Genomic DNA, 18933 nt, shown 5'->3' on the forward strand with positions numbered 1-18933 from the left:
CCCCTCCACGCCCTCGATGCATGCGGGGAGGAAGGGGATGTCTCCCCGTCTCCCCGTGACGAGGGCTGCCAGCGCACCACCGCAAGATATCGCGCAATGCCGCAAGATATCGCGCGCCAGCGCAACGGCTGGCACGCTGCCGTCAGCGTACAAATCTAACGACGGTTCCTTTGGGCGCCTCCCGATCGCACATATTCCGCGGAATATCCGGAGCTGCGTCGCGCGGACTGTCTGATGGAATACCCATTGCCCATGCTTGGGTGCGGTACCTGATCAGGCGAGAGGCTCGAAAAGCCCGATGGCAGAGCTCTACCGCTTGCGCTGTGAGAGCTTAGCGAAGGCCCGATGCTCGCTGCGGTCCGTTCGACTGCTCAGGCCGAGGGTATCCATGTCACGTGGTTGCTCCTCCATGTTCGCCGCTCGGCGGCAGAGGATATCTCGCCGCCGAAGTATGCGATGCCATCGATAGTCCACCAGACACGAAGGGAAGCGTTTGATGACAACACTCCGTATGATCGCAATGTCGGGCGCGCTCGGCCTCATGGCCCTCGCCAGCGCCTGTGGCTCCGCGGAAGAGCCGGCCGCGGACGGCGCCGAGCCCGCGCCCGTCGCCCGCGGCCTCAGCATCGTCGAGATGGATGAGCCGGCCGGAAAGCTCGTGCTGAAGTTCGAGAAGGACGGTCGCGCGATCACCTACGACATGCGCCTCGGCCCGAAGATGGACACGCCTCCGACCGCCGAGGAGCTCGCGGCGAACCCCGAGCTCCCGACCTACCAGGTTGACGCTCAGGTCCTCGACGCGAAAGGGCAGCCGTTCCACATGCAGATGGGCGGAGACTCCTTCATCGACGTGAGCTGGGCGATGCCGCATGTGGAGAACTTCGATGAGGCGGGTCGCCTCAAGGACATTCGTCTCATGCGCGACGCGATCGGCGCGTTCCGCGCGCTGAAGCTGCCGGAGGGCCTCGCGGAGCTCCGCCTCACGGGCATCCAAATCGGCCTCGGCGTCGAGGAAGTTCCCGAGAAGCCGGGCCTCGAGGTCCCCGTGAAGGCGCAGCCGGTGATCGGCGAGGGCGCCCTCGCTCCGCAGGGGGATCTGGCGAGCGGAGGGTCCTCCGTCGTGAAATGGGATTATCAGATCCGGAACAAGAGCATTGCGCTCGGGCTCGGCGACCACACCGCGGTCCTCCTCCGCGGCTGGTCCTCGTCGACCTCGGTGGTCTTCACCGCGGTCAGCTGCAACCACGGCGCCTGCGCCGACGCGTCGTCCATGAGCACGCACTGCACGATGAGCGGCTTCCTGACCGACGACGGCACGCACACCCGCTGGTTCTACGCCGAGCCCTCCACCACCCTCAGCCAGCGGAGCGGCGGCTGCTCGACGGACTACAGCTGGTCCAGCGGGTCGAACAAGCACAATTGCAACGACGACGCCGAGCTCCAGCGGAACGCGATCGTCACCGACTCGACGCAGTCCACGACGGGCGGCTCTTGCGGCACGAGCGGGTTCCACAACTCGTCGCCGAGCTGCATCTGATCGAGGCTGATCCGGAGCCGGCCTGCCTCGCGAGGGGCGGGCCGCCCTCCCTCCGGACGACCGCCATGCCACCCCGCATCCCATTCCTCGTCCTGCGCGGCCGCGGCCGCGGCGCCGCGCTCGCGGGGACCGCGCTTGCGGTCGGCTGCGCGCTCCTCTTCGCCGCGCGTCTGCCCGAGCCGCTCGGCCCGGACCAGGGGCTCTTCGCGTGCTTCGGCCGCTGGGTGCCGCACGGCTTCCTGCCGTACCGCGACCTGTTCGACAGCAAGCCGCCCCTCTTCCTCTACTGGTTTTCGCTGCTCGCGCTCGTTCCGGACGAGCTCCCCCGCGCGCTCTGGTGGCTCGAGGGGGCGTGGCTCGCCGCGACGCTCGCCTTCACCTTCACCTGCGCCTCGCGGGCGTGGGGCCGCGCCGCGGGCGTCGCGTCGGCCGCGCTGCTCTTCGCCGGCCTGTGGGCGCCGGGGTTCGGCGGATTCTGGGCTCGCGCGCAGGCGGAGGAGATCCTCGCGCTCCCGATGCTCGGGTCGGCATGGCTCGCGCTGCGCGCCGTGGGGCGCGAGCGGCTCGCCTTCTCCGCCGGCCTCCTCGCCGGCGTCTGCGGCGTCATGAAGGTCCCTTCGCTCGCGATCTCGGTCGCATGGTCGCTCGTCTTCGCGCTGGAGGACCGCGGCCCCGGCGTGCTCCGGCGGATCGCGTGGCTCCTCGCTGGCGTGGCGGTCCCCTGGGCCCTCGCCTTCGCGTGGTTCGGCGCGCATGGCGAGGTGCGGCGCTTCGTCGACGCGGTCTTCACGTACCAGGTCGCCTACGCGGCGCTGATCGCGCTGCCCTTGCCCTCCGTCCTCACGGGGTTCGCGGCGAGGATCGCCGACGCGGCCGCCCTCCCGCTCGCCGCGGCGGTCGTGGGGCTCTTCGTGCTCTTCCGCCGGCGCGCGCGCGAGGCGTCGTGGCTCGCGGCGTGGCTCGGCCTGACCTCCGCCGCGGTCATCGCGCAGCGGCAGCTCGCGGGGTACCACCACCTGCTCGTGATGCCTCCCCTCGCGCTCGCGGGCGGGTATGGCGTCGCCGCCGCCCTCCGAGCGGCGCGCCGCGGCGGGCGAGCCCGCGTGGCGTCGCTCGTCGCGCTCGCCGCGATGACCCTGCTCGCGCTGCGGAGCGGCGCCGCGTGGGCCGCGGCGTACGCGCCCGGCGCGGCCCACCTCGCGGGCCGGATCAGCCGCGCCAGCTACCTGCGGAAGATCCAGGCCGGCCCCTACGCGACCGTGATCGAGGAGGAGGTCGCGCGCGTCATCCGCGAGCGAACGCGCCCGGAGCAAGGCATCCTGGTATGGGCGTGGTCTCCCGGGATCTACGCCCTGGCCGACCGGCGCCCGACGACGCGCTATGCGTTCCACAAGCTGTTGCTCACCGAGGCGCCGTTCTCGATGCAGATCGCCGGCCTCGAGGAGCGGCGCGCGGAGCTCGTCCGGCGGGTCGCGATCGATCCTCCCGCCTACGTCGTCGTCGCCCACGGCGACGACGACGCGTTCGAGCCCATCGATTCGCAGCGCTCCTTGATGCGGTTCGCCGAGCTGCGCGAGCTCCTGGCCCGCGAGTACGTCGTCGAGCGGCAGATCGGCCGGATGACCCTGCACCGGCGGAGACCTTGACCCGCGGGGGACGCCCGAAGCGCGCGCGCCCTCACCGCGAGAGCGCGTCGAAGGCCGCCCAGAACGCCGGGTCGGCGAGCGTCGCGCGCCGCGCGCGCGCGAGCTCCCTCGCCCGGGAGCGCGCGTAGCCCGGGTTCGCCGCGAACGCGGACCGCAACGCGCGGAGCGCGGCCTCGCGATCGCCGTCGTCGAGGTGCAGCGCGGCGAGCTCCAGGTGCTCGATCGCGTACTCGGCCGGCGCGCGCTTGCCCGCGGCGACGTTCGCCTCGAGCGCGCGGATGGCGCCGGCCCGATCGCCCGCGCGGACGCGCGCATCGGCTGCCATCCGGCCCGGCCGCAGGTCCGACGGATCGCATGCGGTGGCGCGCTCCCAGGCGTCGGCCGCCTCGACGGGTCGGCCGAGCGCGTCGAGCGCGCTGCCGAGCTCGAACCACGGCCGCGGGTCATCCGGGTCCGCCTGCGACGCACGACGGAAGTGCGAGATCGCCACATCCGGGGCGCCGAGCCGGCGCTGCGCGAGGCCACGGTAGAGCTCTCGCTCGGCGGCGAACGTCATCGTCGCCTCGCGGGCGGGGAGCGCGCAGGCGATGGCGAGGGTGACGACCGCCGCGATCAGGGCCGCGCGCGCCTGCGGCGCGGCGCGCGCGATCGTGGCGACGCCGGCGGCCGCGAAGATCGCGAGGACCGGCACGCACGGGACGCGGTAGCGGGCCGACGCGAAGAAGAACGCGTAGACCGCTGCCTGCGAGCCGATGAAGGCGAGGGGCAGGGCGCGTCGCGAACGGTCGCGGACGCTCGTCGCGATCCCCACGAGCGCGAGCGGGACGAGCGCGCCGTCGGGCCACCCGGTCGCGCGCGGGCCGACGAGCACGCGGAGCACGCGCGACTCGGCTCGCACGGCGTAGAGATCGGTGTCGCGCGGGATCTCGACGGCGTGGAAGAAGAGCCAGAGTTTTCGCGCGTAGAGGCCGAGCGCGTCGAGCGGGTGGGCTGCCCAGAACGCCAGCCCGCGGCGGAAGAACCACGAGGACGCCGCGCCCGGCTCGGAGATCCGGGCCGCTCGCAACGGCTCCTGCGTGAGCTCGGTCCAGCGCGGGCCGGGGCGGATCGCGAGGGTCTCGAAGTATCGCTCGTTGTTGCCGACGAAGAAGTTCAGGCCGCCGTTCGTCGAGACGAGGATGAGCTCGCCCGAGCGCAGGGTGTTGTACGCCGCGACCGGGAGGATGGGCACGAGCACCGCCGCGACGAAGACCCACGGGACGGCGCGGCGCTCGCGGATGCGTGCGAGCACGAGCGCCGCGATCGCCGCGAATGGGAGGATGACCGGTGTGAAGAGGGCGGAGAGCCCGAGCAGGACGCCCGCCGCGGCCGCGCGCGCGATGCTCCTCGGCGCGCCGTGGAGCAGGACGAGCGCCGCGAGGTCGAGGCCCCCGGCCCATGTCGCCGGGAGGAGCTCCCCGCCGGCGAACACGAGCAGCCCGTGCAGCGCGACGACCGCAGCTGCAGCGATCGCGACCGGCGCGCGCAGGTCGAAGATGCGCCGCGCGAGGAGCCAGACCAGCGCGCACGCGGCCGTCCCGGCGAGCGCCTGGAGCAGCCTGGGCGCGAGGAGCCCGCCCCCAGCGACGCGGAAGGTTGCCGCGAGCACGAAGAGGATCCCCGGCGGCTGCCAGAAGGGGCGGCCGTCGTCGGGGAGCCCGCTCAGGCGCTGCCGCGCCTCGTCGACGTAGCGCCCTTCGTCGAGCGGCGGGTTCTCGAAGAGGACGTCCCCGCGTAGCTCGTCGAGGTAGAGGAGCCGCACGACGAGCGCGACGGCCAGAACGGCGCCGAGCGCCACGCGCTCCCGGCGGCTCACGCCGGTCACGCGCGCCCCATGGGTCGAGCTCGGCGGCGCTCCGGAGGGCGGGACGGCGCCGCAGGACCATGCGGCTGCGCTGGCGGGTCCGCCGGGCCTGCGGCGCGCAGGGGCTGGCTGCGCGGGTGACCGTTCAACGAGAGCATGGGAGGGCGGCGCGAGCGGCGCGTCAACCCGTCGCCATGTCCGCGGGCTCGGCTCGACGCGAGCGGCCCCTGGCGGCATACCCTGGCATCGTCTCTCGGCGGGCGGCAGCTCCCGGCGGCTCTACACGACGGAGGTCCTGGCGATGAACTTGTTTCCGGACGAGATACGGCGCGATCCCTACCCCTTGTACGAGCAGATGCGGAGCAGCTCTCCCGCGCTCCACATCGCCCCGTTCGATCTCTGGATGATCTTCGATTACGAGGGTGTGAAGCGGGCGCTGACCGACCACGACGCGTTCAGCTCCGCCGTGACGCCCCCGACCGGCAAGGCCCCGGAGTGGATCGTCTTCTCCGACCCGCCGCGCCACACGAAGCTCCGCGGGATCGTCCAGCGGGCCTTCACGCCGCGATCCATCGCGGGCCTCGAGCCGCGCATCCGGGAGCTGTCGCGCGAGCTCCTGGACCAGCGGATCGAGCACGGGACGATGGACCTCGCGGCGGACTATGCGGGCCCGCTGCCCACGATGGTGATCGCCGAGATGATCGGCATTCCCGCCGAGGACCGGGCGCGCTTCATGCGCTGGAGCGAGGCGATCGTGAACCTCAGCCACACCCTCTCGGGGGGCGAGGAGGCGGCCAGGGTCGTGAGCGAGCACGCCGCGGTCAAGGAGGAGATGAAGGCCTATGTCGCGGACCTGCTCGACGCGCGCCGGAGGGCGCCGGAGGACGACCTCTTGACCCGGCTCGTCGAGGCCGAGGTGGACGGCGAGCGGCTGAACGAGGACGAGCTCCTGAACTTCTTCCAGTTCCTCCTCGCGGCGGGCACCGAGACGACCACGAACCTGATCGACAACGCGATCCTGTGCTTGCTCGAGAGCCCGTCGGAGCTGGCGCGCGTCCGGGCGGCGCCCGATCTCGTGCCCTCTGCGATCGAGGAGGTCCTGCGCCATCGCTCGCCGCTCCAGATGGTGTTCCGCGAGACGAGGCGCGCGATCGAGGTGCATGGCCAGACGATCCCGGCCGGGAAGCTGGTGTTGCCCGTGATCGGCTCCGCGAACCGGGATCCTAAGCAATTCCGCGACCCTGGCCGGTTCGACGTCGCGCGCGATCCCAACCCGCACGTCGGGTTCGGGCATGGCATCCACTTCTGCATCGGGGCGTCGCTGGCGCGCCTGGAGGCCCGGATCGCGCTGCCGGATCTCCTCACGCGGCTGAGGGGCCTGGAGCTGGCGAGCAAGGAGCCGTGGGAGCCGCGCAAGGCGCTCATCGTGCACGGCCCGGCGCGCCTGCCGGTCCGCTTTGAGCCGGGGAGGCGCGCCGGGGGGCGCGCGGCGGGGGCGCACGCGGCCAGTCCATGATGCCGCCACGTCGACAGGCGCGGAGGCGCTTCGGCACGGCCGCGACGGCGTAGGCCGGCAGGGCTCAGCTCAGCCCGTCGAGCACCTCGGCGAGCGACGCTGCGACGATGGCTCGTTCAAGCCACCGTTCCAGCGTCTCCGGATCCTTCTCGGCCAGGATGCGCTCCCGCGCGACGTCCGGTACAGCGATGCCGCGAACCCGGAGCGCGGTCAGAACGGCACGCGCCGCCTCCTCGGCACGCCCTTCGTTAAGGCCTTCGTTGCGGCCTTCCCTGTGGCCTTCCGTTCGCGCCTCGGCCCGAAGCTTCTGCTCGTACTCTTTGACCCACGCCCGGATTTCTGCGCTCACCTCGTCCTCCTTGTCGATCGCCGGCTCCTGGGTGCGCCGGCCGACCTCGATGGCGGCGAGCAGCCGCAGCAGCGTCGTTCAGCTCAACCCGTCGAGCACCTCGGCGAGCGACGCTGCGACGATGGCTCGTTCAAGCCACCGTTCCAGCGCCTCCGGATCCTTCTCGGCCAGGATGCGCTCCCGCGCGACGTCCGGTACAGCGATGCCGCGAACCCGGAGCGCGGTCAGAACGGCACGCGCCGCCTCCTCGGCACGCCCTTCGTTGCGGCCTTCGTTGCGCCCTTCGTTAAGGCCTTCGTTGCGGCCTTCCCTGTGGCCTTCCGTTCGCGCCTCGGCCCGAAGCTTCTGCTCGTACTCTTTGACCCACGCCCGGATTTCTGCGCTCACCTCGTCCTCCTCGTCGATCGCCGGCTCCTCGGTTCCGAGCCGGAAGTGTATCAGCAGCGGCGTGGCGATGCCCTTCTCCCAGGCATCGTCCGGCAGCGCCGCGAGATCGGCCAGCGCCTCGCGCAGGACGCGGCCTGAGCCGAGCAGCCGGAGCATCAGCGTCGCGCGCGTCCGGGGCAGCTCCGCGAGCACCACCACGCGCGTCACGAGGCCGGGCACGGCGTGGTAGACGCCTGGTTGCGCCGGCTCGCAGCGGTAGGCGTCAAGCACCGTCTCCGGACGGCCCGGGCTGATGACGACCAGCGCAGGGAACGCCACCGGCGACTGCGTCGGCGCGTCGGCGTCCTCGTCCGGCACGACGGCACCGGCAGCGACGCGGGCGCGGCGTTCGAGCTCGTGATGCCACGTGAGCTGCTTGCGCAGGCACCGCCGGACCTGACGGAGGCTCGGCGTACCGTGGAACGGCTCGAACAGGCTTGGCTCCGCGGCGAGCTCTCCGAGCAGGCCCATCCTGGCGCGCTCGGCGTCGCGCGCTGGATCAGGCACGCTGTAGACATCGATCTTCTGGGTCGCCGCCAGGACCTCGACCTCGGTCTCCGCCGCCGAGACGAGGCTGAGCCCGTCGCGCAGCAAGCTCTTCGCGAACTGGTCAGAGCGGTTGTGCATCGGGGAACGACCCTAATCCATTATCGCGTCATGGGCCATCTCGAATCGATGAGAAGGCGCGAGCTGAGGCATCGTCGCGCCGCCGCGCATCGAACGACAAGCGCTTACGGGCATGGGGCGCCAGTCGTGTGAAAATCGTTGTCGATCGCTTTTTTTTAGCGGCGTGGGGAACGAGCGAGTCGCCGGACCGGGGGCAAGGCAGAGAGACTGCAGGGGTACGCGCGCCCGACCGCTGCCATGACATCAACTACCGTGATGGGGTGGCGTTGGCAGCGGTAAGAAGGTATCCGCAACGGCGGCGGCCGACCTTGGTTGGCGTCGCGCAGGACCGGCGGCAGGTCCGGGCCGGCGTCAGCGGCGGAGCACGGAGGAGAAGCGCCCGGCGGGCGTGACGATGACGTGATCGGCGAGGGGCACGCCGATGAGGTGCGCGGCGTGCTCGACGGCGTTGGTCAGCTCGACGTCCTCGTCCGTGGGCTTGGGATCGCCGCTCGGATGGTTGTGGCAGAGCACGAACGAGGCGGCGGCCATCTCGAGGGCGGCGCGCAGCACGTCGGTCTGCTGGACGACGGTGGCGGTGAGGCCGCCGCGCGAGAGCATGCGGACGCCGCGCACGCCGCGGTGGACGTCGAGCGCGTCCATCCAGAGCTCCTCGTGGACGAGCGGTGCGAGCGTGGGCTCGAAGAAGCGGGCGATGTCGCGCGGCGAGCGCAGGCGCCTCGGGCGGCGGGAGCGCGCGGCGTGGGCGCGCCGGCCGAGCTCGAGGGCGGCGAGCAGGCGCAGCAGCGTCGCTCAGCTCAGCCCGTCGAGCACCTCGGCGAGTGACGCTGCGACGATGGCCCGCTCAAGCCACCGTTCCAGCGTCTCCGGATCCTTCTCGACCAGGATGCGCTCCCGCGCGACGTCCGGCACGGCGATGCCGCGAACCCGGAGCGCGGTCAGCACGGCACGCGCCGCCTCCTCGGCGCGCGCCTCGGCTCGCGCCTCGGCCCGAAGCTTCCGCTCGTACTCCTCGACCCACGCCCGGATCTCTGCGCTCACCTCGTCCTCCTTGTCGATCGCCGGCTCCTCGGTTCCGAGCCGGAAGTGTATCAGCAGCGGCGTGGCGATGCTCTTCTCCCAGGCATCGTCCGGCAGCGCCGCGAGATCGGCCAGCGCGTCGCGCAGGACGCGGCCTGAGCCGAGCAGCCGGAGCATCAGCGTCGCGCGCGTCCGGGGCAGCTCCGCGAGCACCACCACCCGTGTCACGAGGCCGGGCACGGCGTGGTAGACGCCTGGTTGCGCCCGCTCGCAGCGGTAGGCGTCAAGCACGGTCTCGGGTCGCCCCGGGCTGATGACGACCAGCGCAGGGAACGCCACCGGAGGCTGCGTCGGCGCGTCGGCGTCCTCGTCCGGCACGACGGCGCCGGCAGCGGCGCGGGCGCGGCGTTCGAGCTCGTGATGCCACGTGAGCTGCTTGCGCAGACACCGCCGGACCTGATGGAGGCTCGGCGTACCGTGGAACGGCTCGAACAGGCTTGGCTCCGCGGCGAGCTCTCCGAGCAGGCCCATCCTGGCGCGCTCGGCGTCGCGCGCTGGATCAGGCACGCTGTAGACATCGATCTTCTGGGTCGCCGCCAGGACCTCGACCTCGGTCTCCGCCGCCGAGACGAGGCTCAACCCGTCGCGCAGCATGTTCTTCGCGAACTGGTCAGAGCGGTTGTGCATCGGGGGACGATGCTAATCCATCATCGCGTCATGTGCCATCTCGAATCGACGAGAAGATGAGAATGGAGGCGCCGTCGCGTCGCACTGTGGACAATCGAGCTGCACTGCATCGAAACATCGAACGGCAACCGATTGCCGACATGAGGAGCCAATCGTCTAGGAATCGTGTCGGTCGCGTGAGAATTACGGCGGTATGGAAGGAGTGAGCGGTATGCCAAGCCGGGGCCAGGCACCGCGACTGCGGGGCCATGTGCGACCCACCGATGCCGTGGACGTCAGTTATCGTGATGCAGTGACTTTGCTATCGGTAAGGAGATCTTCGCAACGGCGGCGGCGCCGACCTCGGTTGGCGTCGCGCAGGACCGGCGGCAGGTCCGGGCCGGTGTCAGCGACGGAGCACGGAGGAGAAGCGCCCGGCGGGGGTGACGATGACGTGATCGGCGAGCGGTACGCCGACGATGTGGGCGGCGTGCTCGACGGCCTTGGTCAGGTCGACGTCCTCGTAGGTGGGCTTGGGGTCGCCGCTCGGGTGGTTGTGGCAGAGCACGAACGAGGCGGCGGCCATCTCGAGGGCGGCGCGCAGCAGGTCGGTCTGCTGGACGACGGTGGCGGTGAGGCCGCCGCGCGAGAGCATGCGGACGCCGCGCACGCCGCGGTGGACGTCGAGCGCGGCCATCCAGAGCTCCTCGTGGACGAGCGGTGCGAGCGTGGGCTCGAAGAAGCGGGCGATGTCGCGCGGCGAGCGCAGGCGCCTCGGGCGGCGGGAGCGCGCTGCGTGGACGCGCCGGCCGAGCTCGAGGGCGGCGAGCAGGCGCTGGGCGTCGTGGAGGCCGAGCTCGGTGCGCTGCGCGATGGCGTGGGGCGAGAGGCGCCCGAGCTCGTGCAGGCCGAGCAGGCGCGAGGCTGCGCCGGGGATGCCGAGCACCAGGTCGACGAGCGTGGTCTCCGGGGCGGTGAGCACGTCGACGAGCGGGACGGCGGTGGGGAGGCTGTCGACCGCGTCGCTCATGGCGCCCCCGTGGCGGTGTCGATGGGCGGCGGCGCGAGGACCGCGGGGATGTCGGCGAGCGCGGTCGTGGAGGCGCGCTGCGCGGCGCGGCTCATCGCGGCCACCTCCGGGAGCGGGTGAGAGCGCGAGCGAAGAGGCGGCGCGCGAGGCGGAGGCGGGTGGCGACCGTGGGGCGGGGGAGCGAGAGGGAGGCGGCGATCTCGTGCGACGTGACGCCGGTGGCGGCGAGCGCCAGGATCTCGCGCAGCTCGGGGCGGAGACGGTGGAAGGCGCGCAGGAGGCCGCGCGCGACGAGGCGGGCCTCGGGAGAGGGGGCGGCGAGCGTGGAGAGGCGGTGAGGATCGAGCGGGGGCGCCTCGTGCCGGCGGTAGGCTTCTATGGCACTATCCAGACTCCAGACTTCCTCTGAAGAAGTCATGAGCAGCGCGAAGGTTGGTGAGCCTACCGGGTCGCGACGCAGCGCACACGCTCGGACGCCTTACCGAGAAAACGCGCGCCCCGCGGGCGCCGGAGCTCCCGGGCGCCGCGTGGCGGCCTTTTGCCGTGACGCGCGGCCGAGCGCTCCCGCTCGAGCGCGCTCATGGTCTTCGGCGCCGAACGGGCCGAGCTCGCGATCTGAATGTCGCCAGCGGCGACCACGCACGCTCGCCTCCTTACCCAATTCTTGCGCAACGCCGCAATCCATTGCGGTTCATGACAGGCGGTTGCGCTCACCTGGTCGCCGTCCTCATCCCCTGCACCAACACATCACCGTATCTCGCGCCGGCACATCTGTTGCCGTGCTGCCTCCCCGCAATGAAACCATGGCATGTCGCCACCGCGGCAGGCCAGATCCATATGACATCACAGGAGGTTTACCCCGTGAGTGAATCCCCGATGTTTTCGACCATGGCCCTCCCCCCGGATCTCGTCGCGGACGACGTGATCGGTCTCCGCGATCAGATGAGCGCGCGCATCGCGGCGGTGCTCCGGCCCAAGGGCGGCAAGCGCAAGGAGGCGGACGCGCCGCTGCCCAAGGGGCTCGAGCCCCTCGCGGCGCTGCCGCCGCACATCGACAGGCCGTGGAGGCGCTTCGACGCGGCCGCGACGGAGCTTCAGGGCTTCCGCGGCCTGCGGGCGAGCGCGCAGGCCGACGAGCGCCACATGGCGGCGAGCGAGGCCGAGCGGAGCGCGGCGAACACCGACAGCGACGACCGGTGGCGCGCGTTCGAGCAGTGGAACGCGGGCGCCGCCGGGCTCTCCGACGATGGGCAGACGCCGGCGCCGTCCGAGGCGCGCTGGCTCTACGCGCAGCTCTTCCCGGCGCCCGAGGGGCTCCGCTTCATCACGCGCCGGCCCCGGGTCCAGTGGGCCGCGATGGTGCAGCGGATGAAGACGCTGGAGGAGGAGCGCGCGCAGGCGGTGATCGAGGGGTTCGGCGGGACCCGGCATCACCGGCAGCTCGTCGCCGCCCACGCGCGCTTCGGCGAGGCGTACGGCTTCACGAACGTGGTCCTCGCCAAGGAGGGAACGCCGACCGATGGCCGGCCGCAGTGGAGCGCCGCCCGAGATGCGCTGCGGAGCCTGATCCAGAAGATCGAGAGCCACGCCGATCCGGAGATCCCGGGGAGCGAGGCGCTGGCCGCGTTTCTGTTGGCGCCCTACGTCGAGATGGTCGACGATCTCGCGAGGACCCGTCGAAGAGCCCCCGCCAGGAAGCCCGAAGCCGTCCCGGCGCCCCCGCCCGAGGCGGGCGGGACGCCGTGAACCCATCCGGGTGACCTGGCTCGTCCACGCGGGAGATGGGTGGCACCCGTCTCCCGGTGGACGTGCCTCCAAGACTTCCCTGGTGCCGCGAAGCGATCGGCGTGAAGGTCAATGATTTCAATAGGTTCGGGGCGAGGCTCGACCGCGGTAGCCTCCGGTGTGGCCCAACGCGGGCCCAACCGGCCGCTTTCGGGCGCTTCAAGGTCCGCCTCGAGGGGCCCGGCAACGTCGCACGCGGCCGGCGGCTGGCTGGGCAGCGCAGAGGCGGCTTCGTTCGCCGCTCGTGCTTCCGGTGCTGCGCCCACGGGGCCGCCTGCCCCTACCGAGCCTTCGTCGCCTCGCAGTTCCGGGATCGCCTCATCCAAGGGGGCAAAGTCGCTCAAGCCGAGCTCCGCGACCTTGCGAGCGGCGCGCTTGTAGTGGTGGATCTGGCCGCTCGACCTATGCCCGGTTCGGTCGGAGATCCACGTCTCCGTGCGGCCGTTCGCGAGCTTGATCGTGATGAAGGTGGCACGCGTATCGTGCAGGCGGATGTTCAGCCTCGAATCCGTGGTCTCGAACAGCTCAGGCCGAGTAATTCCCGCGCGTCGAAGGTGGTCTCTGAAGCGCGCCGCCCCGTTCTGCCCCGGCAAAGAGTTGCTGCCCCACTTTCCTACGAAGACGCGTACCTTGTCAGGGCAGACCTCGCGCCACTTCCGGAGCGCGCGCACCACGTCGGGTGAGAGCGCCCAAGCCCGGGGATCGTCGGTCTTGTTCTCGTCGAGAACCACTGCGCCGCGCTCGAGATCTACGTCCGACCATTCCAGCTGTCCGGCCTCTTCGGCTCGCATTCCCTCGCGGATGAGGAAGCCGTAATAGATCCGGAAGCATAAGGGGACCGACGTACTCTCCATGAGGAGCTGATCCTCGTCAGGGTACAAGTATCCTTTTGCTTTGTCGGCGTCTGCCTTAGGGGCCCAGCCGCGTGGCAAGGGGTTACTGCCAATGACGCGCGCCGGATATGCAGCCAGCGCCAGGATGCGGTGAATGAAACCTGCAATATTTCGACGCGATCCAGTCCCCAGATGCCTTGGCAGCAGGGACATCGCACGGTCCGCATGGTCGAGAGTGAGGCGCGCGAGAGGAACAGGGCCGAGTACGTCGAGAAGATATTTTAGCTTTCCTCGATAAAGATCCGGGCGACGAATCACCTTTACATGATCCGGATACTGCTCGGCCAGCTTTCCCGAAACAACCCGCTCAGCGAACTCGGCGAAGGTGGTTTCCCCGGAGGCGCGGGCGCGCGCTTCGCCCCTGCACAGGTGGTCGATCGCGAGCCGGACGTCACGGAGCGCGGTTCCCTCGCGCGCGGCAGCCTGCTCCAGCAGCGGCAGGCCGAGCACGATCTGACCGGCGGCGAGCAGTCGCCCTGCAAGCTCGGACAGGACCTCTAGCCTCGCGTTGGCTTCTTGCTCCGTGCGGCACGTCGGCAAGCTGAACGTGGGTCGACCGGCCTCGCCGAGGCTGAGGCGTGCGGTCCACGTCTTGCCGCGCAGCCGGACGGAGCCGGAGCCGTTGGCGCGCTTCTCTCCTGCGGACCTGCCGGCGCTACGGACGGTCGGCTTCGGGTGCTCCGTCGAGCTGACCGAGCCCGGCGGGCTCGCGTCGGGCGCGGCAGGCTCCGCTGGCAGCGAGGGGTGGCTACCGGAGCGGCGCGAACGTGTACGCCGGTCGGTCGACGTGGATGCGGGAACGGACGATGAAGGGAGGGCAGGCGAGCGCTTGGCACGCGCCCGCCGCTGGGATACGTCGGTCATGGATCGGTCTCCGGTGACTCGGGGGTCGATCAAGGGCCCGTCCGGTGTTGCAAGCGCCGAGCGGGCCCGCTCTACTTCGGCGGCAGCCTACCATGGCGTGCGCCTTCGGGAGGGACGCTCGCGCGGCCCGTACGCGTAGCTGCGACAGGTTCGAGGCCGGCGGCGGCCAGCACAGCGGCAACCCGCGTGCGCTCATCCGCCTCCGCGGTACGACGCGAGGCCGGCTCACCGGCCAGCGCGCGCAGGTACGCCACGAATGCCTCGCGCTCGACCAGACGCAGCTTGCCGAGCTTCGTGACCGGCAGGCGAAAGCCCGGCGCACGGAGCGTGTCGAGGAAGACGCGCGCCGGGATGCCGGTGACTGCCTCGACGTTCTTCTGCGAGAGCATCTCCGGCTGCGGCGCCGTGATCGTCAGCCCATCCAGCGGGATCGCGAGCGTTGCGGTTGCCGTCGCCGTCGCAGGCTGGTCGATCACCTTCGGGCTGGACCATCCGCCGGTGGGCGTCTCCAGGCTCTCTCTGTCGATGGCGCGCGTGCCGTTACCAGCTTGACGAAGAGCAAGCGGTGCCGATACACGCGCGAGAGCCGCTCGTGTCATGCCATACCTCCATCCGTGTTGGGTTCGTGCGCAACCGTGAGCGACGCTTCTGGAAGGAGCACGAAACGGTAATTCTGTGTCGCTGGTAATCCGACACGGATTACCCGGAGACCTGCCTGGGGAAAACACCCTGTCGCATCGCGTGGTTGGGTGTTCTGGAAAGCCCTGCCGAGGGGCCGAAAGTGGGGGCTGCGAAGGGCTCGATTTGGTAATTTCGCGCGCTCCGGCGACGCCGCGCGTGGAGGCGACGTAGAGCCACCCATCGGGCCTTGTCCACCCCGGGCGAGCACGACGCCGTCGCAGAGATCGAGGCGGACGTCGGCGAACGTTGCGCCGTCGGCCTCGTCCATCGGGCCGGGCGCGGCGCCATACCGGCGCCGTGACAGCGCTCCTTGACGCACTTGGAGCTGCACGACGTCGCCCATGCGCCAGCGTCGCCTGCTCCCTGAATTAGGATCGGCGAGCGGGCGCGATAGGCACGCATGGGAGAGGTACGCGGCCAAAGTCCAACGCGACGCCGCTTCATGTGCTTGACTGGCGCGCTTCCCGCCGGGCAGCGCTTCACCGCAGACGAGCATGCCGATCACCCGGACGTGGGCTTGAGACCGCGGACGTCCCACGCTCCGCCGCCTCCCACGCGGCTCGTATGCTGCTTGCAAGTTTTCCTTCCCCCTCCATCGGCGGTCCCATTCGCTTAAGCGCCTCCAGGCGCACAGCCTCCAGCCTTGACCGGCGCGGCGCCGTCGCCCGGCGCTTCTCCACGAGCTCACCGAGCACCTGCGCCGCGCGCTCCCACTGCTCCGCCGCACCCGGCGCGTGCGCGATTCTTCGCACGGCGTTCCAGGGCGCCTCAAGCTGATCGCAGAGGTTGCCGATCTCGGGGTGCAGCCGCGCGATCGCGCGCAGGTGGCACCGGGTCTGCTTGTTCATCTGGAAACACTCTTCCAGGACGTGGCTCGGCGCGCGGACAACTCCGCACGCGAGCTCGTACCAGCGCCGCGAGCTCATGCGTCTACAAAAGCACCGAACCACGAACCTGCCAGAGCGAAGCCTTCATTTTCCGTTCAGATTTAAAGAGCGTTAAAGCACAGTACCAGAGTCGGCTCCAGCGAGGGCGACGGCATTAAAGTCTGATGTAGCGTGCGACCAAGAGGACGCCGGCTCTCACGTGGCACCGCGACCTGACTGGCATTCGCAGGGGCCCGATCACGTGACCTCGGTGTGCGCGGTGACCCCTCCGGCGATCCCACGGCCCGGCCGTCGAGCGGGGCCAGCCCTCCCGGCGCCGTGTCCGCGGGCGGCGCGTACGTCCACCTGGACGAGCTCCGCCTGCCGCCAGCCTCCCGTCTGGACGAGCTCCGCGGCCCAGTGCGCCGAGTTCGCGCCCCGCCGCGTGCTCGCCTCCAGGCTCCAGCCCCAGGCCGCCCCGACGTCCGCCAGGACGAGTTCGCGCCGCGCCGCTCGGGCCGGCCCGCGGTCGTGCCCGCCGCGCGCCGCCCTGTCGCATGCGACAAGACGGAGGTCGGCGGCTCGCCGGAGACGCTCAGCCGACCCCGGGCAGAATTACCAAATCGACCCCTTCGCGCCCCCTAAAATCGGCCCCTCGGGCGCTCCCTCGAAACGGCCTAACTGTGCGTCACCAGAGCGGGTTCCCCGCCTGACTAGATCCCGGTAACTCGCGACGAGATACCGGGTCGTCAGAATTACCATTCGGGCCTCCTCACGGGTTCTCGTTCAGGCTCCGCCCCGAACCCGAAACACCGCAACAACGGAGGTTCGGATGTGGCAGGAGCAGCCGCCAACGCCGAAGCGCGCCTCGCCCGGCCCCGTGCCACCTCGCGCGGAGCGGACATCCGCGCCGGGGGGCGCCGCCGTACCCTTCAGTCCGCAAACGTTCTCCTCACCGCCGCTCGCAGCAGCACCCGCCGGGCCCGCCGTGATGCCCGCGGCTTGCTGCGCGGTGGCCGCTGTTGCCGGCGACGTCGTGATCACGGACTTCGGCATCTCCGTCCGCCACCTCGACAGGCTTCTCGGCGGCCTGCTGCTCGCGACCTCGCCGCGCATCGACTGGCCAAGCTCATCCGTCGAACCTTCGGGCTCGACGCCCTCCGTTGCGCGCGTTGCGCCGGCCGCCCGCGCCTTCCCGCCGCCATCACCGAGAAGGCGACCGCCAGGAAGATCCTGGAACACCTCGGCCTGCCCGCCGATCCGACCTCGCCGCGATCCCGGACCCGCGACCCGGACGACCCGGCCCCCTGGATGGACGGCGCCGCCGAGTAGCGAGCCGCCACGAGACCGCCGACGGTCACCCGACCACACGCCGGGACGAGGCGAACGTGTGGGCATGTGGCACGCCGGCGCCCCCGGTTGGACGAGCTCAATCTGGGCGGCGCGTACAGTAGAGTGGTAACCGCTGAGCCCAACGGGGCACGCTTACCTGCTAAAATTACTCGTTTTTTCTGGATGGCACGACCACGTCGTGGTTGTGGCGTTAGGTTAACTGGATGAGCGGGGCAAATTTCCTCTTCACTTCGGGCGCCCTATCCGCTCCACTTGGCTCATCGTGGGCGCGTACCTTGCTGCCGCTTCGGACGCCGTCACGCGTGGTGGAGAGCTCGGCAAGCTGCAGCAACCTGAACAGCCCCGCCCCTGATCGGCCGGGTCGTTGCAGGGGCACCTCTTCGCTTCGGAGGGGGGAGGGCCCGCGCGCGCCGTCGTCCGGTGTAGAGACCGCACCGTCCTCCGCTGGTGTCCTTGACAAGGTGGGGCAGCCGTCGGATACGCTAACTTCCCACGATGCGTGGGGGCGGTACGAGAGGAAGGTGTCGGGGTTCAAGGCGATCCACGCGGAAGCGGCGGTCACCGGTCGAGAGGGCTGATCACGCCGAGAGGGCCGCGGTCGACGACGTGGGTGAGGATCATCGTGGTCCGCACATCCTTGTGGGCGAGCAATGGCCGAATCGTCCGGATGTCGGTGCCCGTCTCGAGCAGGTGGGTCGCGAAGCTGTGGCGGCGGGTATGGCATGTCGCGCGCTTGGTGAGCCCCGACGCGCGTCCGGCATCGTGCACGGCCCTTTGCACCGCCGATTCGTGCAGGTCGTAGAGGACCTGTCGACCGGTCGCTGGATCGGTGCAAGGGCGAGAGGCGGGGAAGAGGTACTGCCAGGCGAGGCTCGTGGCTGCTCCTGGCATCTTCGCACGCAGAGCGTGGGGCAGGTCGACCTCGCCGCGGCCAGCCGCGAGTTCCTTCTCGTGCCGTCGCGCCACGGTGTCGAGCCGGGCCTGCAGCTCGTCGCGCGCCCGAGCGGGGAGCAAGGCCGGCCGGTCGTGCGGTCCTTTCCCGCGGCGCACCATGATTTGCCGTCGATCGAGATCGACATCTTTGACGCGAATCGAAAGCGCTTCGAGGAGGAGGAGGCCGCTTCCGTAGAGGAGCTCGCCGATGAGTCGAAAAGGTGGGATCAGGTGCTCGAGCAAGGTGGGAGCGCACTGTCGCGAGAGGACCGTGGGGAGGTGCTCCGGCCGGCGGGCACGTTCGAGCGCTTCAAACCGGGGTATATGCAGGTCGAGGACCCGTTTGTAAAGGAAGAGGAGCGCGCACAGCGCTTGTTTCGCGTGGACGCCGCGCTGCGGCGCGCGACCGCAAGATCGTTGAGAAAGATCGTGACCTCTTCCGCGCCCATCTGCCGTGGGTGCTTGCCGTGATGGAAGCAGATAAATGCCCGGATCCAGTGGACATACGCCTCTTCGGTACGCGGAGAGTAATGCAGGCGTCGGATGGTGGCGCGTACGGCTTCGATGAGGGTCATGGGGATGGTTCTGAGTGGTTGGGGCCGGTTCGTCGGACCCGCACTGCCCTTAATCGGCGCAGGGCGGGCGCCAGTTGCGGCGGCCGGCGGATACCTCGGCCGCACAGCAGTCGCCCGAGGCGATCAATACAGGCGCGCATCTTGCTTCGCGGTACGCCGTCCGAAGCCCATCAACGTCGATACGTAGTTATGCAGCGGCGGCCTATCTCCGGAGATGCGAAGATAGCTTGCGGAAGATCGCGAGTTGTCCTCGGGAATACGAAGATTTGTCACGAGGTGCCGCGGCTCATCCGTGCGAATACGTTGATCGGGCACCACGGTTC

At 70.5% G+C, this 18933-nt stretch carries 14 protein-coding genes and 1 pseudogene; 5 read left to right on the forward strand and 10 right to left on the reverse strand.

The features are described from left to right. Positions 1 to 511: 511 nt before the first annotated feature. Entirely contained in the window at positions 512 to 1537 is a 1026-nt protein-coding gene (locus WME98_RS24085; RefSeq protein WP_437953384.1) for a hypothetical protein, read from the forward strand. Positions 1538 to 1602: 65 nt separating this feature from the next. Beyond that, positions 1603 to 3183 carry a hypothetical protein gene (locus tag WME98_RS24090; RefSeq protein ID WP_437953385.1) on the forward strand — a complete coding sequence of 527 codons (1581 nt, stop codon included), beginning with the start codon at positions 1603 to 1605 and terminating at the stop codon, positions 3181 to 3183. Positions 3184 to 3214: 31 nt separating this feature from the next. Here WME98_RS24090 and WME98_RS24095 read toward each other — a convergent pair whose 3' ends face one another. Beyond that, positions 3215 to 5047, reverse strand: coding sequence for a tetratricopeptide repeat protein (locus WME98_RS24095; RefSeq protein ID WP_437953386.1), 1833 nt, complete (start codon positions 5045 to 5047; stop codon positions 3215 to 3217). A 280-nt stretch (positions 5048 to 5327) separates the two neighbouring features. Here WME98_RS24095 and WME98_RS24100 point away from each other — a divergent pair, with 280 nt between their 5' ends. Then, positions 5328 to 6542, forward strand: a complete 1215-nt coding sequence (locus tag WME98_RS24100) for a cytochrome P450 (protein ID WP_437953387.1) — start codon at positions 5328 to 5330, stop codon at positions 6540 to 6542. A gap of 64 nt (positions 6543 to 6606) precedes the next feature. On the opposite strand, the gene WME98_RS24105 is transcribed toward WME98_RS24100, so the two are convergent. The 5 genes from WME98_RS24105 to WME98_RS24125 all read right to left on the reverse strand — a co-directional run bounded on the left by WME98_RS24105 (position 6607) and on the right by WME98_RS24125 (position 10660). Next, positions 6607 to 6891: a hypothetical protein gene (locus WME98_RS24105; protein ID WP_437953388.1), complete on the reverse strand. Its 285-nt coding sequence runs from the start codon at positions 6889 to 6891 to the stop codon at positions 6607 to 6609. A gap of 78 nt (positions 6892 to 6969) precedes the next feature. Beyond that, a complete protein-coding gene (locus WME98_RS24110; protein ID WP_437953389.1) occupies positions 6970 to 7911 on the reverse strand; it encodes a hypothetical protein in 942 nt (313 codons plus the stop codon). Between the two features lie 384 nt (positions 7912 to 8295). Beyond that, on the reverse strand, positions 8296 to 8730 hold the full coding sequence (locus WME98_RS24115; RefSeq protein WP_437954019.1) for a JAB domain-containing protein: 435 nt from the start codon (positions 8728 to 8730) through the stop codon (positions 8296 to 8298). Positions 8731 to 8736: 6 nt separating this feature from the next. Then, positions 8737 to 9651: a hypothetical protein gene (locus tag WME98_RS24120; protein WP_437953390.1), complete on the reverse strand. Its 915-nt coding sequence runs from the start codon at positions 9649 to 9651 to the stop codon at positions 8737 to 8739. A 385-nt stretch (positions 9652 to 10036) separates the two neighbouring features. Beyond that, positions 10037 to 10660, reverse strand: a complete 624-nt coding sequence (locus WME98_RS24125; protein WP_437953391.1) for a JAB domain-containing protein — start codon at positions 10658 to 10660, stop codon at positions 10037 to 10039. 202 nt (positions 10661 to 10862) lie between these two features. On the opposite strand from WME98_RS24125, the gene WME98_RS24130 reads away from it, so the two are divergent. Both WME98_RS24130 and WME98_RS24135 read left to right on the forward strand, forming a co-directional pair. Continuing rightward, complete coding sequence (locus WME98_RS24130) at positions 10863 to 11069, forward strand: hypothetical protein (protein ID WP_437953392.1); 207 nt, start codon at positions 10863 to 10865, stop codon at positions 11067 to 11069. Between the two features lie 479 nt (positions 11070 to 11548). Beyond that, complete coding sequence (locus WME98_RS24135; RefSeq protein ID WP_437953394.1) at positions 11549 to 12406, forward strand: hypothetical protein; 858 nt, start codon at positions 11549 to 11551, stop codon at positions 12404 to 12406. Here WME98_RS24135 and WME98_RS24140 read toward each other — a convergent pair. From WME98_RS24140 to WME98_RS24155, 4 genes and pseudogenes are all read right to left on the reverse strand, one after another. Continuing rightward, a complete protein-coding gene (locus WME98_RS24140) occupies positions 12301 to 14202 on the reverse strand; it encodes a tyrosine-type recombinase/integrase (protein WP_437953395.1) in 1902 nt (633 codons plus the stop codon). The genes WME98_RS24135 and WME98_RS24140 overlap by 106 nt on opposite strands. A gap of 71 nt (positions 14203 to 14273) precedes the next feature. After that, positions 14274 to 14801 (reverse strand): hypothetical protein, encoded by a 528-nt coding sequence (locus tag WME98_RS24145; RefSeq protein WP_437953396.1) that lies wholly within the window; start codon positions 14799 to 14801, stop codon positions 14274 to 14276. Positions 14802 to 15362: 561 nt separating this feature from the next. Further along, a complete protein-coding gene (locus WME98_RS24150; protein ID WP_437953397.1) occupies positions 15363 to 15731 on the reverse strand; it encodes a hypothetical protein in 369 nt (122 codons plus the stop codon). 1929 nt (positions 15732 to 17660) lie between these two features. Continuing rightward, positions 17661 to 18610: pseudogene (locus WME98_RS24155) on the reverse strand (integron integrase). Between the last annotated feature and the right edge of the window lie 323 nt (positions 18611 to 18933).

This window comes from Sorangium sp. So ce296 (genome assembly GCF_051529605.1).
In the GTDB taxonomy this organism is placed as follows: Bacteria; Myxococcota_A; Polyangia; order Polyangiales; family Polyangiaceae; genus Sorangium; species Sorangium cellulosum_D.